Here is a 19,378-nt window from a genome sequence, read left to right as displayed (position 1 = left end):
CGCGCCCCAGGGCGGCCTCGCATGCATGTCGCGGTATCGGCGGCGTAGCGTTCGTAGACGCCGGGCCTTGCCCGTTGCCGTGTCGAGCAACAGCTTGACAGGCCACGACCCGCGCCGGATCGGCCGCCGCCATGCTTGCTCAGCGCGGTGCGGGCGCGCCCGGCTCCTGCGCCACCCTGGTCGCGGCCGCCGCCCCCGCCGGCTGACGGTGCGGCTGGACGGCCGGCTGCGCGGCCGGCTTGGCCGACCACTGCAGCTCCGCGATTTGCGGCGCCGACACGGCCACCCAGCCGGCGGCCGGCAGCAGCGGCACCATCAGGAGCGCGACGATGTTGATGATCTTGATGAGCGGATTGACAGCCGGGCCGGCCGTGTCCTTGTACGGGTCGCCGACGGTGTCGCCGGTGACGGCCGCCTTGTGCGTGTCCGAGCCCTTGCCGCCGTAATTGCCATCCTCGATGTATTTCTTGGCATTGTCCCAGGCGCCGCCGCCGGTCGTCATCGAAATGGCGACGAACAGGCCGGTAATGATCGTGCCCATCAACAGGCCGCCCAGCGCCGCCGGGCCGAGCAGCATGCCGACGGCGACCGGCACCACGACCGGCAGCAGCGAAGGGATGATCATTTCGCGGATGGCCGAGGCGGTGAGCATGTCGACCGCCTTGTGGTACTCGGGCTTGCCGGTGCCGGCCATGATGCCCGGGATGTCGCGGAACTGGCGCCGCACCTCGACCACGACGGCGCCCGCCGCCCGTCCCACCGCTTCCATCGCCATCGCGCCGAACAGGTAGGGGATCAGGCCGCCGATGAACAGGCCGACGATCACCATGGGATTGGACAGCTCGAAGGCCATCGACATGCCCGCCATGTCGAGCGCGTGGCTGTAGTCGGCGAACAGCACCAGCGCGGCCAGGCCGGCCGAGCCGATCGCATAGCCCTTGGTGACGGCCTTGGTGGTATTGCCGACGGCGTCGAGCGGATCGGTAATGGCGCGCACCGACTCGGGCATGCCGCTCATTTCGGCGATGCCGCCGGCGTTGTCGGTGATCGGGCCGTAGGCGTCGAGGGCGACGATGATGCCCGCCATCGACAGCATCGAGGTCGCGGCGATCGCGATGCCGTACAGCTGGCCCAGCTGGTAGGCGACCAGGATGGCGATGCAGACCGCCAGTACCGGGTAGGCGGTCGACTTCATCGACACGCCCAGGCCGGCGATGATGTTGGTGCCGTGGCCGGTGGTGGAGGCTTCGGCGATGTGGCGTACCGGCTTGAAGTCGGTGCCGGTGTAGTACTCGGTGATGTAGACCATCAGGCCGGTCAGCACGATGCCGACGATGGCGCAGCCGAGCATGCTCGCGCGCATGGCCGCGTCTTCCCAGACCAGCCAGGTGACGGCCACGAAGCCGAGCAGGGACAGCCCGGCGGCCCACCACAGGCCCGTGTACAGGGCCGCCATGATCTTGCGCCCGGGGCGCGCGCGCACCATCGAGCAGCCGACGATCGAGCCGAGGATCGAGACCGCCCCCAGCAGCAGCGGGTAGACGACGGCGGCGCCGTTTTCGCCGCCCACCAGCAGCGCGCCCAGCAGCATGGTGGCGATCAGGGTGACGACATAGGTTTCGAACAGGTCGGCGGCCATGCCGGCGCAGTCGCCGACGTTGTCGCCGACGTTATCGGCGATCACGGCGGGGTTGCGCGGGTCGTCTTCCGGAATGCCGGCCTCGACCTTGCCGACGAGGTCGGCGCCGACGTCGGCGCCCTTCGTGAAGATGCCTCCGCCCAGGCGCGCGAAGATCGAGATCAGGGAAGCCCCGAAAGCCAGGCCGATCAGCGGCACGATGACGTCGTGGCGCGACTGTCCGCTGCCTTCGGCGCTGCTGGTCAGGTACCAGTAGAACAGGGTCACGCCCAGCAGGCCGAGCCCGACCACGAGCATGCCCGTGATCGCCCCGCCCTTGAAGGCGACGGCCAGCGCTTCCTTCATGCCGGTGGCGGCGGCCTGCGCGGTGCGGACATTGGCGCGCACCGAGACGTTCATGCCGATGAAGCCGCAGGCGCCCGAGAGCACCGCGCCGGCGAAGAAGCCGGCCGCGGTGCGGGCCCCGAGCAATGCGTAGATGGCGATCAGCAAGACCAGCCCGACGATGCCGATGGTGCGGTACTGGCGCCCCAGATAGGCCGAGGCGCCCTCCTGGATGGCCTGCGCAATCTCCTGCATGCGCGCGTTGCCGGCATCCTGCCGCAGTATCCAGGCGCGGGCCCAGAGCCCGTAGATGACCGCAATGACGCCGCATGCCACGGCGAACGCGAGATAGTTTCCAGCCATGTCGTCCCCTCAGTTGTTCGATCAAGTCACAACCACACATTGAAAGATGCTTGCCTCGTCGGCGAAGCAGTCTGCCTCACTGCGTACTGCACAACTTTGATTCAAACCTACGGTGCGACGGATGGCGACGGAGTCATCCCGGCAAAAAAAAAGCGGACATTGCTGTCCGCTCCTGGGTCTTACTCCGAAAGCGCGGCGAAGGCCGCGTCCCGTACTTGTTCGACTGGTCCCACGCCCGCGATCTTGCGGTATTTCGGGGCGCCTGGCAGGCCCGACTGGGCCCAGTTGTTGTAATAGCCGAGCAGCACTTCGGTCTGGTTATGGTAGACCTCGAGGCGCTTCTTGACGGTTTCTTCCTTGTCGTCGTCGCGCTGCACCAGCGGCTCGCCGGTGATGTCGTCGACATTGTCCACTTTCGGCGGGTTGAACTTGGTGTGGTACACACGGCCCGAGGCCGGGTGCGAGCGGCGGCCGCTCATGCGCTCGACGATCAGTGCGTCCGGCACGTCGATCTCGAGCACGTAGTCGACATTGATGCCGTTGTCCTTCATGGCGTCGGCCTGCGCCACGGTGCGCGGAAAGCCGTCGAACAGGTAGCCGTTGGCGCAATCGGGCTCCTGCAGGCGGTCTTTCACCAGTCCGATCATGATGTCGTCCGACACCAGCCCGCCCGCGTCCATGACCTTCTTGGCCGCCATGCCGAGCTCGGTGCCAGCCTTGATCGCCGCGCGCAGCATGTCGCCGGTGGAGATTTGAGGGATATTGTATTTTTCCTTGATGAAGTTAGCCTGGGTGCCTTTACCGGCGCCGGGCGCTCCTAACAGAATGAGACGCATGAAAATTCCTAAGACAATGTGAAATGTTGAGAATTGTTATTGTGTTGGCGACGACTGCGCGTTGATGCATATCTGACTACCTTGATACGAAACTTACCACAAAAGTAAGCCCCAGCGCCAATCGCGGCCGTTGAAAGACCAGATTTATTGCGCTAGCCCAGTTAGTTCAGAAATCAATTTCCACACAGATCAAGATGCGTAGTGCAGACGCACCCGGGCCAGGTCTTCCGGGGTATCGACGCCGGCCTCGGGCGCGCTGTCGGTGACGTGAACCGCGATCGGGTAGCCATGCCAGAGTACGCGCAGCTGCTCGAGCGCCTCGACCTGTTCCAGCGGGGCCGGCGCGAGCGTCGGGTAGGCTTGCAGGAAGGCGTTGCTGTAGGCATACAAGCCGATGTGGCGCAGTGGCGCATAGCCCGGCGGCAAGGCCTCGCGCGTGGCGGCGAAGGCGTCGCGGTGCCAGGGGATCGTGGCGCGGGAGAAATACAGTGCCCTGCCCGCCTTGTCGAGCACCACCTTCACGACGTTCGGGTTGAACACCTCGCCCACATCGGCCAGCGGATGGGCGCACGTTGCCATCGGCACGCCGGCGCCGATGCGGCTGGCGCAGGCGGCCAGCAGACCCGGTTCGATCAGCGGCTCGTCGCCCTGCAGGTTGACCACCACGTCGTCCATGGCAAGGCCGAGTGCGCGCGCCACCTCGGCGATGCGGTCGGTGCCGGAAGGATGGTCGGCGCGCGTCATGCGGGCGTCGACGCCGTGCGCGGCGCAGGCGGCCAGGATGTCGGGGTGGTCGGTGGCGACGACGATGCGCGCGGCGCCCGCGTCACGGGCGCGTTCGGCGACGCGCACCACCATCGGCTTGCCGCCCAGGTCGGCCAGGGGCTTGTTCGGCAAGCGGGTCGAGGCCAGCCGCGCCGGAATGATGACGGTAAATGTCACGTCGATGCACTCATGCCGCTTCGATCTTGCGCGCCTGGTCGGCCCACATGATCGGGATGCCGTCGCGCACCGGGAAGGCCAGGCGGTCCGGGCGGCAGATCAGTTCCTGCGCCTTCTTGTCGAATTCGAGCGGTCCCTTGCACAACGGGCAGACCAGGATATCAAGCAGGCGAGCGTCCACGACATTTCTCCACAATATGTTCAGCCAGGGCCGCATCGATGCGCGCCGCGACCGGGACCACCCACAGCCGTGGATCGTCCTTCAGGTTTTCAAGTTGCCCACATTTTACTGCATCCTTCTCCGTGATCAGGATGACATCGGCGTCCACGCCGGCAAACGGGTTGTCGCGGAAATCGTAGTGATCCGGCAAGGGCAGCGCGTCGAAGTCCAGGCCGGCGCCGCGCAGCAGGGCAAAGAAACGTCCCGGATTGCCGATGCCGGCGGCCGCCAGCACGCGCTGCCCGGCAAAGGCGGACAGCGGGCGGCGCTCGCCCGCTCCGCTCAGGCGCTCGGCGCCGGCACCTAGAAGCTCCATGCGGTAGGGCGCGCCGCCGACGGCGGCTGCCAGCGGCGGCGTGATTTCGGGCGCATTGACGACGGTGAAGTCGCGCCGCCGCCCCGGCGCCTCGCGCAGCGGCCCGGCCGGCAGCAGCCAGCCATTGCCGACGCCGCGGCCGTCGAACAGCAGCACCTCGATGTCGCGCGCCAGCGCGTAATGCTGCAGGCCGTCGTCGGCGATCAGGACGTCGACCTCGGGATGGGCGACCAGGAGCGCCCTGCCCGCTTCGACGCGCTTGCGCCCGACCACCACCGGCACCCCGGTGCGGCGCGCGATCAGCAGCGGTTCATCGCCGACCTCGACCGTGCTGGAGTCTGGCGTCACCGCACGCGGCGCCGCGCCTTCGGCGCCATGGCCGCGCGAAATCACGCCCGGCCTGAAACCTGCCTGGACCAAAGCGTGGGCCAGCCAGATCGTCAGCGGGGTCTTGCCGGTGCCACCAATAAAGATATTGCCGACCACGATCACGGGCACCGGCAGGCGCTCCGCCTTCAGGACGCCTGCACGGTAGAGACCGGCGCGCAGCGAGGACAGCGCCCGGAACAGTAGCGAGACGGGCCACAGGGCGCAGGCCAGCGGGCCGCGGCGCAGCCAGGCGCGCGTCAAGCTCACTTCAAGGAAATGGTTGTTGGGCATGGAGAAGAAGCGCGGCGTCCTGGCGCCGCGCCTGGCTGCGGCTTTATTTCTTGCCGCCGGTCTGGGCAGCGAAAGTCAGCTTGTCGTAGCCGGCCACGCGCGCCGCTTCCAGCACGTTGATCACCATCTGGTGCATCGCGAACTGGTCGGCATTGACGATGATGACCGGATCGGGCACCGGCTGGCCGTTGGGGCCGGAACGGGCCGCTGCCTTCAGGTCGTCGGCCAGGCCGGCCACGCCGTTGAAGGAAACCGGCGTGTTGTTGACCGTGTAATTGCCCTTGGCATCGATCGTGACATTGATCTCGAAGGGCTTGTCGGCCACCTTGTCGGCGTCGGCCGTCGGCAGCGTTATCTGCAGTTCGGTGAACTTGCTGTAGGTGGTCGAGACCATCAGGAAAATAAGCACGACCAGCAGCACGTCGATGAACGGGATCAGGTTGATCTCCGGATCCTCGCGCTTCTGGCCGCGGCGGAAATTCATCATTTGCGCGCCCCGTGGACGACGTCGACGAATTTCACGGCTTGCAGTTCCATGTCGACGATGAAGCTGTCGACCAGGGCGCGGAAGTGGCGGTAGGCGACCAGGGCCGGCATGGCGACCGCCAGGCCGAAGCCGGTGTTATACAGCGCCACCGAGATGCCGTGGGCGAGCTGGGCCGGATTGGCGCCGCCGGTGGCGTTTTGCGAACCGAAGATCTCGATCATGCCGACCACGGTGCCGAACAGGCCCATCAACGGCGCGAGCGAGGCGATCGTGCCGAGCGTGGTGAGGAAGCGCTCGAGCATGTGGGCCACGCCGCGGCCGGCTTCCTCGATCGATTCCTTCATCACTTCGCGCGGGGCGTCGACATTGCGCAGCGCCGCGGCCAGCACGGTGCCGAGAGGCGAATTCTGTTCCAGCGTATTGATGATGTCGGGGGTGGCCTTGTTGTTGCGATAGACCTGGATGACTTCGCCGAGCAATTGCTTGGGCAAGATTTTTTCGCGGCGCAGGTAAATCAGGCGTTCGATGATCAAGGCCAGGGCGACGATGGAGGCAATCAGCAGTGGCCAGATGGGCCAGCCGGCGGCTTGAAGAATGGCGAACAAGTGAACTCCTGAAGATGAGAAACGAATCCGGCAATGTAGCAAGTTGGCAGCAATGCGGCAAGCATCTTCCGTGCCGTGCGAACAAAGGTTCTGCACAAGTTCTGTGGATAAAAATGTGCGCAATGTCCTGCACCGGTACACAGCACCTTGATTATCAAGACAAATTTTCTCATGCGCAATAATGTGGCATGCATGTTGTCGGGGCGCGGCGGCGGCACACTGCAGGCATGCGATCCCCAGGCTGGGTCCGACTTGCAAACATTTTCTGTGGATAAAATTGTGTGCAATGGTCATGCACACATGTTAACTCATTGATTTATATCAATAAGATGCCTGCGCTGAAAAATGCAGCACATCAATTCTCCTCGTTCTCCATCGGTGACGCGCACGCGGATAGGGATTGCGGCCGTGGACCTTTGTTCACTTCAAACCTGGCTACGTAGGAAATCCTGCCCCGCTTGCCGGCCGCCTCGTCTTTGCACACTTTCTGTGGAAAAGAATGTGTGCAAACCGCCTTGTGCTGAATTAAGTAATTGATTTGATTAAGATTATGAAGCCTGCTCTTTTATGCGGCAGGCGCGACGATCCGATGTGTCTATCGCACGGCCGCATAGGTAGCCCGGACACTCCAGCGTGCTGGACGGGGTTTTGCACACAATCTGTGGACAAAATTGTGAGGAAGAGTCTTGATATAACGCAAGTATGTTGATTTTAAAGCGAAAATCTGCCCTGCTCAAAGTCCGCGCACTTGCACGGAGGTCTTCATCGAGCCGCACCAGCCAGTCCCTATGCACACAAACTGTGGAAAAGAATGTGTGCAATGCCAGCGTCTAATACCTAAGCAATTGATTACAAACAATAAAGCGCTGCCTGCGCGCTTTTTCGGCAGTCGACACTCTTTTACAAGAGTTCCCCACATATTTTGTGGATAACATTGTGCCCAACTACCCCAAGCTGCCGATAAGCATTTGATTTCAAACAAATCACCTATCTGTGCCAGCAAATGAGGCGGCATGCATAGCCTGCGTTACGGGACGAAAAACCCTTGTCGTCAGGTCGGGCTTATGCCATAAGCTTTCCGCTCCACCGTCTCTCACCATGCCATGTTGAACACGCCAGATTCCGACGTCTACGCCGCCACGCCCCCTGTCCTGACCGTGACCGCCCTCAACGCCCAGGTCGCGCGTCTGCTCGAGCGCTCCTTTCCGCTGATCTGGATCGGTGGCGAAATCTCGAACTTCACCCGCGCCGGTTCCGGGCACTGGTATTTCACGCTGAAGGACGACGCGGCCCAGGTGCGCTCGGTCATGTTTCGCAGCCGCGCCCAGTACGCCGGCTTCGTGCCGCGCGAAGGCGACAAGGTCGAGGTGCGCGCGCTCGTCACCCTGTACGGCGCGCGCGGCGATTACCAGATCAATGTGGAAGCGATCCGCCGCGCCGGCGTCGGCCAGCTGTACGAAGCCTTCCTGCGCCTGAAGGAAAAGCTGTCGGGCCAGGGCTTGTTCGACCAGGACCGCAAGCGCGCGCTGCCGCTGTTCACGCGCGCGATCGGCATCGTCACCAGTCCCCAGGCCGCTGCCCTGCGCGACGTCCTGACGGCCTTGAGGCGTCGCGCGCCGCACGTCAACATCGTGCTGTACCCGGCGCCGGTACAAGGCCAGTTTGCCGCCGACAAGATTGCCGAGGCGATCATGACTGCGTCCCGCCGCGCCGAGGTCGACGTGCTGCTGGTCTGCCGCGGCGGCGGCTCGATCGAGGACTTGTGGAGTTTCAACGAAGAAGTGGTGGCGCGCGCGATCGCCGCCTGCGGCATCCCCGTGATCGCCGGCGTCGGCCACGAGACCGACGTCACGATTGCCGACTTTGCCGCCGACATACGCGCCGCCACGCCGACCGCCGCGGCCGAGCTGGCCGCAACGCCGCGTGCCGACTGGATGAATTCGCTGGCGGCGGATGCGACCGACCTGCGCCGCGCCATGCGGCGCGGGCTGTCGGAAGCAAACCAGGGGCTCGACAACCTCGGCCGGCGCCTGCTGAGTCCGACGGCCCACATTACGCACCAGCGCCTGAAACTCCGCGCGCTGGCGTCCGGCCTGACCCACCTGGTGCACGCGCCCGTCAATCGCGGCGGCGTGCTGCTGGCGCAGTGGAGCCAGCGCTGGGCGCGCCACCGGCCCGACGTGCGCTCGCTGCGCGCCCAGCTCATCTCCGAGGGGCGGCACTTGAACGCAAGCCTGTGCGGCGCGGTCAAACGGCGACGCGATGCGCTCGATGCCTTGTCGGCCCAGCTGGAACTGCTCAATCCGCAGCGCACGCTCGAGCGCGGCTATGCGATCGTCAGCAATGCCGAGGGGCACGCACTACGGGCGCCGGGGCAAATCAAGGCCCGCCAGGTGCTGACGGTGCGCCTGGCCGAAGGCAGCGCCGAAGTGAAAGTGTCGAGCGTGCAGGCGCGCCTGGAATGAGCCCGCCCCCTGGGCGAGCCGTGCTTCGCGCGCTAAATATGCAGCGCCCGCCTATCCGGTTTAGAATATGCGCCGTTTCCGAAGAATTAATTCGTTGTCAACCAATAAAGGAATAAGACATGGAACATACTCTGCCACCGCTGCCGTACGCCAAAGACGCCCTCCAGCCGCACATCTCCGCCGAGACGCTGGAATACCACTACGGCAAGCACCACGCCACCTATGTGACGAATTTGAACAACCTGATCAAGGGCACCGAGTTCGAGAACATGTCGCTGGAAGACATCGTCAAGAAGTCGTCGGGCGGCATCTTCAACAATTCCGCCCAGGTCTGGAACCATACCTTCTTCTGGAACTGCATGACGCCAAACGGCGGCGGTGCGCCAAGCGGCCCGGTCGCCGATGCGATCAATGCCAAGTGGGGTTCGTTCGACAAGTTCAAGGAAGAATTCTCGAAGTCGGCCCTCGGCAACTTCGGTTCGGGCTGGACCTGGCTGGTGCAAAAGGCCGACGGCGGCGTCGACATCGTCAACACGTCGAACGCGCATACCCCGCTGGCCTCGGACGACAAGGCCCTGCTGACCTGCGACGTCTGGGAACACGCCTACTACATCGACTACCGCAACGCCCGCGCCAAGTTCGTGGAAGCGTTCTGGAACCTGGTTAATTGGGAATTCGTCGGCAAGAACATGGCGTAATCGCCCCGGCTATTCGTTGCCTCATGATTAAGTTCGGAACAAATTAAAAGACCGGAACATCAAGCCTGGCGAGGGCAACTCTCGGTCGAATCAAGTTCAGAACATGTGCAGGCGGACGGCCCTTGTCGGGCGGTTCGCCTGCAATTTTTACATGAAGCACTGAACTGCTCAGCATTAATGGCAATTCCCTTCCTTCGCGCATGGCGAGCTTCCAGCCGATGATTCGCTCTAACCAAGCGATGCCTCGGAACATGCAGCAACACCATGCTTGCATGGCAATTGTTGACGTTTTCTCCTCTCTCAAGTCATCGCCTGGAAATACTCAACCTCATGGATTGGTTCCCTATAATCGCCGGTGCGTTCAAGGTGCTCGCTTTAGGCACGGGCATGTTCTTCGCTATCAAATGGCATTACGATCAAGGGAAGAAGGAGCAAGACAAGGAGAAGGAGAAGCGGGCGGTGCTACGCGCGGCCGGTAAGGTGGTTATAGTCTTCGTGCTAGCGCTCCTGGGTTTGGGGGTCTTCACTTTTGTCCTGATCAGCAGGCTTAGTTTGGACTTGAGCTTCCCATGATCGCAAAGAATAGGCGGCCGCTATAAAGTGACGCGGCAGCAATTCCCCGATGCGGCGATTGCGCAGCATCGGCAGGCTGGTGGCTCGCAAGCTCTCACAACCATGGGTCTCGCACAGCAACCTCGACCTGGGTGCGTTTTTTGCCTCACCCATTTACTGCCATCCTTTCGCGGACGACAGCATAGACTACCCTGTCGTCGCTGTCTCGAAAGGCGGATCCGCCATGGGGAGCCGACTTACCGGCGCTGAAAAAACGAACTCGTTGCAGCCCATCTTTCCGCCAACCGTCTTCATCTTCGTGAGTAGATAACCCCTGGCTTTAAAATAGTCGAAAATCTGCTCGGGTCTGGCCACTTCGAAAGGATAGCCGCCGATCCAGTCAAAAAAATCGTACAGGACGCTCATGCCGCGCGCGGATTTACGCTTGCCGAGACGATGTCGCAATACTGTCAGTATGATCAGTGGCGCATAGGCAAGGACGAACAAGGGCCGCGAAAGCGCGTATCTGCTATAGGTGCGCTTGACAACCGTCCAGTAACTGCTTGCGAACGGTTGGAAGTTGTATAAAGCGATGAACAGCTTGCCGTTTTTCCCTACGGTATCACTGGCGTTGCTCAGCGCCTGCCACATATTCCCGGTGTGGTGCAGCACGCCCCATGAATACGTGATGTCGAATTTGCCCAGGCCTTGCAGGTAGTCTTGATCGAGAACGGAACCATGCTCGACCTGCCATTCGGCATCGTCGCTGAAATACCGCTCTTTTAATTCCCTGGTGCATGCGACAGACTGCGGATCGTAATCGAAGGAAAATACTTTCGCTCCCAGCCGTTTGGCGGCGAGAGAAAACAAACCGCTGCCGCTGCCGATATCAAGGAAGGTCTTGCCCTTCAAGTCGTCGACTTCCAGCATGTTCTTCAGGCTGTCGGTGGCCTGGACAATACGTTCCTCATCCAGGAGACGCAGGAATCGGCTCCAGTTTTCGCCGAATGCGAAACGTTCTCCGGCCTTCATCTCTTTCTGAAAATTATTTTCTGTCGACAGCGCCGCCATGTTTCTTCTCCTTGTCCCTTATTCGGCTTAGATGACAACCCGGAGAACCATCTTCACATAGCGAACGCCAGTTTATTTGAGCATGATCAATAGAAGAGCGCTCGGAATAAACGGGAATTTTTAAAAGAATAATATATTTATTTTTTAAAATACGCGGCAGCCAAACCATTAAAAACGCCCTGTATTGATAGGTAGATCCGAAAAAAATGAATCAAGACGCAATCACGATCATTTTCGCGCTTGCCGGCAGGCCGACCTCGGATCATGCGGTCGCGCCCAGCCGCTTTGCCAGGTCGTCCATGTCCAGGCACTCGATCTCGGGCTTGGGTGCGATGGGCAGCGGCTGCGCGCCGAGGCGGGCCAGGAAGGCGGTGCGCATTCCCGCCCAGGCGGCACCGGCTACATCCCAGGGATGAGCGGCAACGAACATGCATTCTTGCGGCTGTACCTGCATCTGCTCTGCCGCCCAGGCGTAGACCTCCCGATGCGGCTTGTACTTGCCGACCGACTCCACGCTGAGCTGCCGTTCGAGGAAGGGTGAGATCCCGGCGTTCTCGAGTTGGGCGCCCATCCCGTCGGACGAGGAGTTGGTCAGCGCCGCCATGCGAAAGCCGGAACGGCGCAGGGCTGCGAGCGCAGGCAAGACATCGGGATGCGCCGGCGCGCTGCGCAGGGGTTCGAGCGCTTTCCTTGCGTCCTCTTCACTGAGCATGACATCGCGGTTCGTCGCCATCATCTGCAGTACGGCGACGCCGATCTCCGAAAACGGACGAAACTGTCCGCTGACAGTCAGCACGAGCGAGTAATGCAGGAGGCTGCTGAACCACTGTTTCGAACCCTTGTGTTCCAACAGCACGCTGTCGACGCTCTCATGCAATGGAGCCAAATCGAGCAAGGTTTCGTTCACATCGAAGAGCAGCACCTTGGGGGCGCTTACGGTCGGGAAGCTCATGTCATCTCCTTCGTTGCAATGGTAGGGTTCGCTCGATCATGCGTGATCATAAGCCGGTCTTGGCGCATGCCGGGCACGATTCGCGCGACGGCGGCTGCCCCGTTCGGCATTGGACGCTATCGCCTAGTGTGCAAAGGCTGTACCGATTTTCGTGACAACATGCAGTTCCTGGCAAGGTCTGCCATCGCCTGACAGGCGATGCCGGCGCCGGGACAGGATAGCCAGGCCGGCGCGACAGTGACACCGGGCCGCAATCGAAATTTCCTACAATTAATTTGAAAGCAGGCCAAGCATGACTGAACAATCCATTCTCCATACCCCGACGACCATTCACACGATGGCCCTGAAAAACCGGATGGCCGTTGCGCCGATGACGCGAACCAGCGCCAGCGCCGATGGCCTGGCCACCGACGACATGGCGCGCTACTATGCGCGCTTCGCGCGCGGAGGATACGCGCTCGTGATCACGGAAGGCACCTATCCCGACCTTCTTCACAGCCAGGGTTACCTGTACCAGCCCGGCATCGCCAGCACGGCCCAGGCCGATGCCTGGCGCAAGGTGGTCGACGCCGTGCACGCCGAGGGTGGCAAGATCGTGATGCAGTTGATGCATGCGGGCGCGCTCAGCCAGGGCAACCACTGGCGCGGTGACAACATCGCACCCTCCGCCGTGCAGCCCGTGGGCACGCAGATGGGCTTCTATCGCGGCGAGGGCCCGTATCCCTTCCCCAGGGAGATGACGCGGGACGAGATCGGCCAGGTGAAAGAGGCGTTCGCCACTGCGGCAGGCCACGCCAGGGCGGCCGGGTTCGACGGCGTCGAAATCCACGGTGCGAACGGCTACCTGCTCGACCAGTTCCTCACGTCGTACACGAACGAGCGTACCGACCAGTATGGCGGATCGACACTGAACCGGGTGCGGCTGCTGGTCGAGGTCGGCCAGGCCGTGCGTCGCCAGGTGGGCGACGATTTCACGGTCGGCATGCGCATCTCCCAAGGCAAGGTCAACGATTACGAGCACAAATGGGCCGGTGCAGAAGACGACGCGAAGTGCATCTTCGAAAGCCTGGCCGGGGCCGGCCTGGACTATCTCCATACGACCGAGTACGACGCAGCGGCGCCAGCCTTCGGCGATGGCGAGAGCCTCGCCGCACTGGCCGCGCGTTATGGCCGCTTGCCGGTCATCGCCAACGGCCAGCTGGGCGAGTACGATAAAGCCGCCGCGCTGGTCGAACGCGGCGACGCGGCAGTCGTCACCCTCGGCAAGACGGCGCTGGCCAATCCCGACTGGCCGCAGCGCGTGGCCCGCGCCGCGCCGATCGCCGAATTCGACTATGCCCTGCTGCAGCCCCTTGCGAATATCAAGGAGAGCGAGCTGGCCGCATGACCGCGCACGCCGGCGGCCGCGTCTGCGGCCGCGTCTGCGGATCGCTGACGGGCTGCCCGACGGAGACCGTGCTGACACCACGCGGCCGCACAGCGCAACGGACACCTTTCTTTGTCCCGAAAATGTCACCGACTGTCGCAGGAATGTAGTAACTGTGCTCTTGCGCGATTGCGTCTATACAATATCGGGGAAGGAGAACAGCATGTACCGAGTTTTATTGGTGGAGGACGACGCGCGCCTGGCCGAACTGGTCACGGAATACCTGTCCGGATACGAATTCGCGGTCGAACTGGTCACGCGCGGCGACGAGGCGGTGGCGCGCTTCCAGTCCTGCGCGCCGGACATCGTGGTGCTCGACCTGATGCTGCCGGGCCTGGACGGGATGGTCGTGTGCCGCCAGATCCGCGAGCTGTCCGAGGTGCCGATCCTGATCCTGACCGCGCGCGAGGATTCGTACGACGAGGTCTCGGGTCTGGAGCAAGGCGCGGACGATTTCGTCAACAAGCCGGTCCAGCCGCGCGTGCTGCTGGCGCGCCTGCGCGCCCTGCTGCGCCGTACCCAGCCGAAAGCGGCGCCCGACAGCGGCGAACTCGTCTTCGGCGCCCTGCGCATCGTCGGCGCCGACCGCACGGTGTACTGGCGCGATGAGCTGTGCGTGCTGAGCAATACCGAATACAAGCTGCTGCTGGTGCTGGCCGAGGCGGCCGGACGGGTGCTCTCGCGCGACGAACTGCTGAAAAAAATGCGCGGCATCGAGTTCGACGGGCTCGACCGCAGCATCGACAACAGCATCTCGAAACTGCGCCGCAAGTTTGACGACGCCAAGTCAGAAAAGATCAAGACCGTGTGGGGCGAAGGCTATCTGTTCTCGCCGTCGGCGTGGGGCTGAGCATCGCAGCTTGGAAACTCTCCTTGTAGGCGGCGACGCCGGCCGGTGCGAACAGGATCTTAGAGCAGCCCGAGCGCCTGCAGACTGGCCTTGCCCACTGGTACGCGCTTGGCGCCGGTCGCGTCGTCTGGAATGTCGAGATTCAACGCGAACGTGTAGAGCTTGCCGTCCTTGCGCACCCAGCCGACCCACCAGCCAATGTCGGGCCCGCTTTCCAGCTTGCCCCAGCCGGTCTTCGCATGCAAGGCAGCCTCCCCCCTGGCGCAGGATCGCGCGCACGCCGGCCATCGCAGCCTTTGGCAACGGCAAGCTGTGCCAGGCCGATCAGGCTGTTGGCGATCTTGAAGGTCGATGCGGGGATGTAGCGCGTGTCGGCACGCCGGCGGTCGTGGACGGTATAGCTGTCCGCGGCAACGTCGTGCATGACGAAGGTGCCGCGCACGCCCTCGCGCTCGAAAAGTTCAGCCAGCCGGAGGCTGTCCTTCCATTCGGCCGCTTGCGCCAACAGGGAAGCGGGCAAGAGCAGCAGGGGCAATAGGGCAACAGGCGGCGCATCGACATTCCTGGTGAAGCGCTTGGGCGCCGATAGTAGCGCGGTTTATTCGAACAGGGGCACGATTGCCAGCGGCGGGTAGGCAGTAACGAGCTGGACCTTTTCGCTGCCATTGAAGCGGTACAGCACGGTCGGGAAGCTGTCGTCGGCGTCGCCCGGGAAGGCCGTGCCGGGGCTGACCGGCAGGCTGGCGTCGGACCCGTCGCTCTTTTGCACGCGCACGCCGATCTCGGCGCCGCGCTTGGCGAACACGAAGCGCACGCCGGCGCACTGGCGCGTGCGCAGCGAGCCGTCGCCATAGCGGGCAAAGCCCAGTGCCTGTTCGCAGGCCGCACGCAATTCGCCGTCTTCATACACGCCATCGGCTTGCAGGGCGATCGAGACGCGCGGACGCACCCCGAAGCTGCCGATCTTGCGGCTGAGCAGCAAGGCGGCATTCTCGTCATAGGCGCCCTTGAGCAGCGGGAATGGCGTGCGCCCGAGCGGATCGAGCGGCAAGTTGACCTGGTTGGTCTTGCCAGCCAGGGTCAGCTGCACGCCGTCGAGCGAGGCGATGCGGTCCTGGGGCGCTACTTGCAGCTGGCTTTGCAAGAAATTTTTCGGACCGCCATATTTCTCGAATACCACCATGGCGCGGTAGACATCGCGATAGCTGACCCAGTCGCCGGCACGCGCCTGGGCGCACATCGACAGGGCGATCAGCGACAGGGTGCAGCAGGCGGCGAGGTGGCTGGCCAGTGGCATCGTCAGAAGCGGTAGGCGATGGCGGTGGAAACCGTCAGGTTGGTCGGCCGCTCGACGAGCGGGCTCTTGCGGGCACTGCCCAGCAGGCGGATGGCCTGCACGTGCGAGGTGAGCATCCAGGAAGGCGACCAGGCCCAATGCCAGCGTCCGCCCAGCCGCGCATCCTTGATGCCGCCGGCGGCGTCGAAGGGCGCAGCGCCGCTGCTGGAGGCATCGCGCTCGGAAACCCCGAACAAGGCCCCATTGTAGTGGCGGTCGCCGAAGCCGACGGCGGCATCCAGGCCGAGCCGGTGATGTGCATCCGGCACGACCGCCAGGCGCTGCATGCCCAGTTCGAACTTCATGCCCTTGCGCGCATCGCCGGCGCCGTACAGCAGGCTGCTGGTGAAGCGCCAGTCGGGCGTCAGGTAATAGTTGAGGAAGCCGCCGCCCTGCACGCGGCGGCCGATGGCGGCCACGCCGGCCGGCCGCCTGGGCCAGGCGGCCGCGCGCGGCGCTTCGACGGGGCTCAAGCGTACTGCGGCGATGCCGCCGATCTCCCCGCCCTCGCCCTCGGCATCGCGGCCCGGATGCAGTTCCAGCAAGGGCCCGCTTTCGAACCGGGGCGAACGCGACAGATGGATGCCGGCGCGCATGCCGGAAATGAACAAGCCGTTGCTCCACTGGACCTGCAGCACCGGCAGCGCCGCGCGTCGCATGCCGCGCGCACCCTCGTAGCGTGGCTTCGCCACCACGCCCAGCCCGACATACATATCGCGGCTGCCGTCGGGCATTGGATTAGTCGCCGGCAGCTGCGCACAGGCTGCGCTCGATACAGCGGCAAGCGCCAAGGCGAAAAGCTTGGTCATGGTGAGGAAATCGAAAGCTCAGGTGCCAGTATTTTACGTTGAGGCAAGCCCAGCTCCCAAGTGTCGTGTTTTCCCATGTGCAAATCGTAAGTTGCAGCGCCGCCCGGCGTTGACCATGTGGCCGCGCGCAAGGGCGGCGGCCAGGATAAAAAAGCCCACTGACACTCGCATGTCGAGTGGGCAAACGGAAAACTGGTAAGAATAATCCTAATGGCCTCTCCCTGTTGAATCACCCGGTTCTTGTCGAGTAATTGTCGTTGTTTTGTAAGCCAGCAAGGTAATGTTTGCTCCGATACAATGCTGTCGGGAGAACAAACCATGTTTTTGAAACGAGAAGGCAAGCGGCAAGATGCGGGAGTCCTGGGGTGAACCGGATCTTCTTTCGCTTCTTCATGCTGGTGATGCTGTCGATCACGGCGGCTACCTTCGTCATCTATTTCACGATGAGCCGCCTGTTCGGCGACCCGCTGGAAGAGATCGCGCGGCGCCAGGCCTCGGCCCAGATCTTCCTGATCGAGCAGTACGTCGACGAGGCCCCCGCCGACGAATGGCTGGCGCGTTTGAACCGGGTGCGCGAGGTCTCCGATACCCGCTTCGACCTGATTGCGCTGCCGAAAGCGCGTTCCCTCCTGCCCGCCGCCAGCCTCGGCGCGCTCGAGCGCGGCGAAGTCGTACTCGATGTCGAAGGCAAATCGTTTTACCGGCGTGTCGACCTCAAGGGCGAACGCTATATCGGCAGCGAGGACGAAGTCATCCATGTCCAGGACTTGCCGATCGACGTCAGCCTCGCCTTGCAGATGGAAGCGGTGCGCTACGTGATCGTGGCACTGGCCCTGCTGGTGCCGATCGCCCTGTGGTCGCGCGCGCACTGGCAGGGCTTGCAGTCGCTCTCGCGCGTGGCCGACGAATTCGGCGCCGGCAAGCTGTCGGCGCGGGCGCGCATGCAGCCATCGAGCAGTATCTATCCGCTGGCCGAGCGCATCGACCACATGGCCGACCGCATCGAAGCGCTGCTGGTCGCGCAGAAGAACCTGCTGCATTCGGTGTCGCATGAGCTGCGCACGCCGATCGCGCGCCTCGAGTTCGCGCTCGAACTGCTGGGCGCCAAGGCGAACGATCCGGTCTTGCAGAAGCGCATCGATGCGATGGAAGGCGATTTGTCGGAACTTAACAGCCTGGTCAACGAGCTGCTCGGCATGGCGCGCCTCGACAGCGGCCAGGCGCCGCAGCGCGATACGGTCGAGGTCGCTGCCCTGCTGCACACGGTCGAGGCGGCGCTGCCGCCGGGGCAGCCGCTGCTGACGATCGACTGCGCGCCGGACCTTGGGACGATCGAGGCCGATGCGCGGCTGCTGGGGCGGGCCTTGTCGAACCTGCTGAGGAATGCGCAGAAATATGCCGCGCTGACGATACGGGTCACGGCGCGGCGCGACGGCAGGAACGTGACCATCGCGGTCGACGATGACGGGCCGGGAATTCCACCGGACGAGCGCGAGCGGATTTTCGAGCCGTTCTACCGGCTCGACCGCAGCCGCGACCGGACCACCGGGGGCTTCGGCCTGGGCCTGTCGATTGCGCGCAAGGCGGTGCTGCTGCACGGGGGAACGATGCAGGTGGCGGCGTCCGAGCTGGGGGGCGCGCGCTTCGTGGTGGTGTTGCCGCAGACCTAGGCGCGGACGCGGCAGCCCCCGCCGTCATCCAGGCTTGCCGCGGGCAGTCGAAGCCCTGCCCGCTGGCGCCCTATTTCGGTTCCGGATTGACGTGCGTGAAGGCGTACCACAGGTGTTCCCACCAATGGTCGCGCGAGCGCACGGTGTACAGGCAAGCCTTGTCGACGCCGTTCTTGAAAACCGGGTCGGGGCATTTGTTCGTCATCAGGGCGTGGCGCTGGTTTTCCGCGTTCACCAGCGCGATGCAGAGCCACAGGACGAGGCCGAACAGGATCACGACGAGCGACCAGGCAAGGTGGTTCACGTTGCTGGTCTCGAACAATTCCTCGTCCCGGGGGCGTGCGCCCTCGTACAGTTCGAGGACTTTGCGTTCTCCGTCGCTCATTTCGTCGCGGCTGCCTTTGCAACAAGGGCGTCGAGCACCTGGAAGTGCGCCTGCACGATCTGGCGGCCGTCCTTGAGCTTGAGTTTATCGGCGATCTGTCCCGGCGAGGTCTGGTACTTGCCGTCGACGATCATGGTCGGGGTACCGGTCACCTGGTAGCTGGCGGCAAGTTGCGCCTGGCGGCGCAGCTTGGTCATGACGCCGAAGGAATTCCAGGTCTCCAGGAACTTGGCCTTGTCGATGCCGTTCTTGGCCACCCAGTCGATGATCTGATCGTCCTTCATCAGGCGGATGCGCTGGACGTGGACGGCGTGGAAGATCTTGCTGTGCATTTCGGCCTCCTTGCCCATCGCCTGGAGCGTCAGGTGCAGGTGCGCTTCCGGATCGGTCGCGCCTTGGAACGGCAGGTGGATGCGGCGCAGGACAATCTTGTCACCCTGCTTTTTGACCCATTCATTCAGGCCGGGTTCCAGCGAGTAGCAGGCCGGGCAGTGGTAAGCGAAGAATTCGACGACCTCGACTTTCTTGCCGACCGTCTGCACGGGTTGCGGCGCCGACAGCGTCGTGTACTCGACCCCGTTCTGCGGATTGGTGGGCGAAGCGAACGCGGTGCTGGCGACCAGGCTGGCGGCGACGAGGGCGAAACGCAGTGAACGGCGCATAGGGATCCTTGGTGTTGAAAGTGATGAAATCGACCGCGAGATTACCACTTTTTTGCCGCTCCCATAGGGCGCGGCACCCCTTTTTTGCAATTGCTTACCACTGTCACGCT

General features: G+C 63.4%; 20 protein-coding genes and 1 pseudogene. 6 read left to right on the top strand and 15 right to left on the bottom strand.

Annotated features, from left to right (window positions below; genetic code table 11):
- Positions 1 to 139: 139 nt before the first annotated feature.
- The 7 genes from ACFPOU_RS13945 to ACFPOU_RS13915 form a co-directional block, all read right to left on the bottom strand.
- Complete coding sequence (locus ACFPOU_RS13945) at positions 140 to 2,326, bottom strand: sodium-translocating pyrophosphatase (protein ID WP_379722218.1); 2,187 nt, start codon at positions 2,324 to 2,326, stop codon at positions 140 to 142.
- Between the two features lie 179 nt (positions 2,327 to 2,505).
- The gene (gene adk / locus ACFPOU_RS13940) at positions 2,506 to 3,162 is read right to left on the bottom strand and encodes an adenylate kinase (RefSeq protein WP_379722216.1); all 657 of its coding nucleotides are present in this window, start codon (positions 3,160 to 3,162) and stop codon (positions 2,506 to 2,508) included.
- Positions 3,163 to 3,351: 189 nt separating this feature from the next.
- Complete coding sequence (gene kdsB, locus ACFPOU_RS13935) at positions 3,352 to 4,104, bottom strand: 3-deoxy-manno-octulosonate cytidylyltransferase (protein WP_379722214.1); 753 nt, start codon at positions 4,102 to 4,104, stop codon at positions 3,352 to 3,354.
- 10 nt (positions 4,105 to 4,114) lie between these two features.
- Entirely contained in the window at positions 4,115 to 4,285 is a 171-nt protein-coding gene (locus tag ACFPOU_RS13930; protein ID WP_379722212.1) for a Trm112 family protein, read from the bottom strand.
- Entirely contained in the window at positions 4,266 to 5,300 is a 1,035-nt protein-coding gene (gene lpxK / locus ACFPOU_RS13925) for a tetraacyldisaccharide 4'-kinase (protein WP_379722210.1), read from the bottom strand. Before lpxK ends, ACFPOU_RS13930 begins: the two co-directional genes overlap by 20 nt.
- A 43-nt stretch (positions 5,301 to 5,343) precedes the next feature.
- Positions 5,344 to 5,784: an ExbD/TolR family protein gene (locus ACFPOU_RS13920; RefSeq protein ID WP_379722469.1), complete on the bottom strand. Its 441-nt coding sequence runs from the start codon at positions 5,782 to 5,784 to the stop codon at positions 5,344 to 5,346.
- The gene (locus tag ACFPOU_RS13915) at positions 5,784 to 6,392 is read right to left on the bottom strand and encodes a MotA/TolQ/ExbB proton channel family protein (RefSeq protein ID WP_379722208.1); all 609 of its coding nucleotides are present in this window, start codon (positions 6,390 to 6,392) and stop codon (positions 5,784 to 5,786) included. Before ACFPOU_RS13915 ends, ACFPOU_RS13920 begins: the two co-directional genes overlap by 1 nt.
- A gap of 1,103 nt (positions 6,393 to 7,495) precedes the next feature.
- Here ACFPOU_RS13915 and xseA point away from each other — a divergent pair.
- Together xseA and ACFPOU_RS13905 are read left to right on the top strand one after the other, a co-directional pair.
- Positions 7,496 to 8,857, top strand: a complete 1,362-nt coding sequence (gene xseA, locus ACFPOU_RS13910) for an exodeoxyribonuclease VII large subunit (protein ID WP_379722206.1) — start codon at positions 7,496 to 7,498, stop codon at positions 8,855 to 8,857.
- 119 nt (positions 8,858 to 8,976) lie between these two features.
- A complete protein-coding gene (locus ACFPOU_RS13905; RefSeq protein ID WP_379722204.1) occupies positions 8,977 to 9,555 on the top strand; it encodes a superoxide dismutase in 579 nt (192 codons plus the stop codon).
- Between the two features lie 43 nt (positions 9,556 to 9,598).
- On the opposite strand, the gene ACFPOU_RS13900 is transcribed toward ACFPOU_RS13905, so the two are convergent.
- On the bottom strand, positions 9,599 to 9,808 hold the full coding sequence (locus tag ACFPOU_RS13900) for a hypothetical protein (protein WP_379722202.1): 210 nt from the start codon (positions 9,806 to 9,808) through the stop codon (positions 9,599 to 9,601).
- 11 nt (positions 9,809 to 9,819) lie between these two features.
- On the opposite strand from ACFPOU_RS13900, the gene ACFPOU_RS13895 reads away from it, so the two are divergent.
- Positions 9,820 to 10,128, top strand: a complete 309-nt coding sequence (locus tag ACFPOU_RS13895) for a hypothetical protein (RefSeq protein WP_379722200.1) — start codon at positions 9,820 to 9,822, stop codon at positions 10,126 to 10,128.
- A gap of 186 nt (positions 10,129 to 10,314) precedes the next feature.
- Here the strand turns inward: ACFPOU_RS13895 and ACFPOU_RS13890 are convergent, their stop codons facing one another.
- Positions 10,315 to 11,178 carry a class I SAM-dependent methyltransferase gene (locus tag ACFPOU_RS13890; protein ID WP_379722198.1) on the bottom strand — a complete coding sequence of 288 codons (864 nt, stop codon included), beginning with the start codon at positions 11,176 to 11,178 and terminating at the stop codon, positions 10,315 to 10,317.
- Positions 11,179 to 11,440: 262 nt separating this feature from the next.
- On the bottom strand, positions 11,441 to 12,130 hold the full coding sequence (locus tag ACFPOU_RS13885; protein WP_379722196.1) for a haloacid dehalogenase type II: 690 nt from the start codon (positions 12,128 to 12,130) through the stop codon (positions 11,441 to 11,443).
- Positions 12,131 to 12,422: 292 nt separating this feature from the next.
- On the opposite strand from ACFPOU_RS13885, the gene ACFPOU_RS13880 reads away from it, so the two are divergent.
- Complete coding sequence (locus tag ACFPOU_RS13880) at positions 12,423 to 13,517, top strand: oxidoreductase (RefSeq protein ID WP_379722194.1); 1,095 nt, start codon at positions 12,423 to 12,425, stop codon at positions 13,515 to 13,517.
- A gap of 202 nt (positions 13,518 to 13,719) precedes the next feature.
- Positions 13,720 to 14,406: a response regulator gene (locus ACFPOU_RS13875; protein ID WP_379722192.1), complete on the top strand. Its 687-nt coding sequence runs from the start codon at positions 13,720 to 13,722 to the stop codon at positions 14,404 to 14,406.
- 59 nt (positions 14,407 to 14,465) lie between these two features.
- Here ACFPOU_RS13875 and ACFPOU_RS13870 read toward each other — a convergent pair.
- From ACFPOU_RS13870 to ACFPOU_RS13860, 3 genes and pseudogenes are all read right to left on the bottom strand, one after another.
- A pseudogene (locus ACFPOU_RS13870) lies at positions 14,466 to 14,941 on the bottom strand (penicillin-binding transpeptidase domain-containing protein).
- Between the two features lie 63 nt (positions 14,942 to 15,004).
- Positions 15,005 to 15,703, bottom strand: a complete 699-nt coding sequence (locus tag ACFPOU_RS13865) for a hypothetical protein (protein ID WP_379722190.1) — start codon at positions 15,701 to 15,703, stop codon at positions 15,005 to 15,007.
- 2 nt (positions 15,704 to 15,705) lie between these two features.
- Positions 15,706 to 16,551 (bottom strand): MipA/OmpV family protein, encoded by an 846-nt coding sequence (locus tag ACFPOU_RS13860; RefSeq protein ID WP_379722188.1) that lies wholly within the window; start codon positions 16,549 to 16,551, stop codon positions 15,706 to 15,708.
- Positions 16,552 to 16,916: 365 nt separating this feature from the next.
- Here ACFPOU_RS13860 and ACFPOU_RS13855 point away from each other — a divergent pair, with 365 nt between their 5' ends.
- Entirely contained in the window at positions 16,917 to 18,221 is a 1,305-nt protein-coding gene (locus tag ACFPOU_RS13855; protein WP_379722186.1) for an ATP-binding protein, read from the top strand.
- A 70-nt stretch (positions 18,222 to 18,291) separates the two neighbouring features.
- On the opposite strand, the gene ACFPOU_RS13850 is transcribed toward ACFPOU_RS13855, so the two are convergent.
- Positions 18,292 to 18,606, bottom strand: a complete 315-nt coding sequence (locus ACFPOU_RS13850) for a hypothetical protein (RefSeq protein ID WP_379722184.1) — start codon at positions 18,604 to 18,606, stop codon at positions 18,292 to 18,294.
- Positions 18,603 to 19,268: a thiol:disulfide interchange protein DsbA/DsbL gene (locus tag ACFPOU_RS13845; RefSeq protein ID WP_379722182.1), complete on the bottom strand. Its 666-nt coding sequence runs from the start codon at positions 19,266 to 19,268 to the stop codon at positions 18,603 to 18,605. Before ACFPOU_RS13845 ends, ACFPOU_RS13850 begins: the two co-directional genes overlap by 4 nt.
- Positions 19,269 to 19,378 lie beyond the last annotated feature (110 nt).

This window comes from Massilia jejuensis (assembly GCF_042656795.1).
GTDB classification, from domain to species: Bacteria; Pseudomonadota; Gammaproteobacteria; order Burkholderiales; family Burkholderiaceae_D; genus Telluria; species Telluria jejuensis.
This window is presented reverse-complemented; position numbering and strand designations above follow the sequence as displayed.

Bases quoted from the DNA above. Each gene is read 5' to 3' on its own strand.
- ACFPOU_RS13945 (WP_379722218.1), bottom strand. From the start codon at position 2,326: ATGGCTGGAAACTATCTCGCGTTCGCCGTGGCATGCGGCGTCATTGCG.
- adk (WP_379722216.1), bottom strand. From the start codon at position 3,162: ATGCGTCTCATTCTGTTAGGAGCGCCCGGCGCCGGTAAAGGCACCCAG.
- lpxK (WP_379722210.1), bottom strand. From the start codon at position 5,300: ATGCCCAACAACCATTTCCTTGAAGTGAGCTTGACGCGCGCCTGGCTG.
- ACFPOU_RS13920 (WP_379722469.1), bottom strand. From the start codon at position 5,784: ATGAATTTCCGCCGCGGCCAGAAGCGCGAGGATCCGGAGATCAACCTG.
- xseA (WP_379722206.1), top strand. From the start codon at position 7,496: ATGTTGAACACGCCAGATTCCGACGTCTACGCCGCCACGCCCCCTGTC.
- ACFPOU_RS13905 (WP_379722204.1), top strand. From the start codon at position 8,977: ATGGAACATACTCTGCCACCGCTGCCGTACGCCAAAGACGCCCTCCAG.
- ACFPOU_RS13900 (WP_379722202.1), bottom strand. From the start codon at position 9,808: ATGTTCCGAGGCATCGCTTGGTTAGAGCGAATCATCGGCTGGAAGCTC.
- ACFPOU_RS13895 (WP_379722200.1), top strand. From the start codon at position 9,820: ATGCTTGCATGGCAATTGTTGACGTTTTCTCCTCTCTCAAGTCATCGC.
- ACFPOU_RS13890 (WP_379722198.1), bottom strand. From the start codon at position 11,178: ATGGCGGCGCTGTCGACAGAAAATAATTTTCAGAAAGAGATGAAGGCC.
- ACFPOU_RS13885 (WP_379722196.1), bottom strand. From the start codon at position 12,130: ATGAGCTTCCCGACCGTAAGCGCCCCCAAGGTGCTGCTCTTCGATGTG.
- ACFPOU_RS13880 (WP_379722194.1), top strand. From the start codon at position 12,423: ATGACTGAACAATCCATTCTCCATACCCCGACGACCATTCACACGATG.
- ACFPOU_RS13875 (WP_379722192.1), top strand. From the start codon at position 13,720: ATGTACCGAGTTTTATTGGTGGAGGACGACGCGCGCCTGGCCGAACTG.
- ACFPOU_RS13865 (WP_379722190.1), bottom strand. From the start codon at position 15,703: ATGCCACTGGCCAGCCACCTCGCCGCCTGCTGCACCCTGTCGCTGATC.
- ACFPOU_RS13860 (WP_379722188.1), bottom strand. From the start codon at position 16,551: ATGACCAAGCTTTTCGCCTTGGCGCTTGCCGCTGTATCGAGCGCAGCC.
- ACFPOU_RS13850 (WP_379722184.1), bottom strand. From the start codon at position 18,606: ATGAGCGACGGAGAACGCAAAGTCCTCGAACTGTACGAGGGCGCACGC.
- ACFPOU_RS13845 (WP_379722182.1), bottom strand. From the start codon at position 19,268: ATGCGCCGTTCACTGCGTTTCGCCCTCGTCGCCGCCAGCCTGGTCGCC.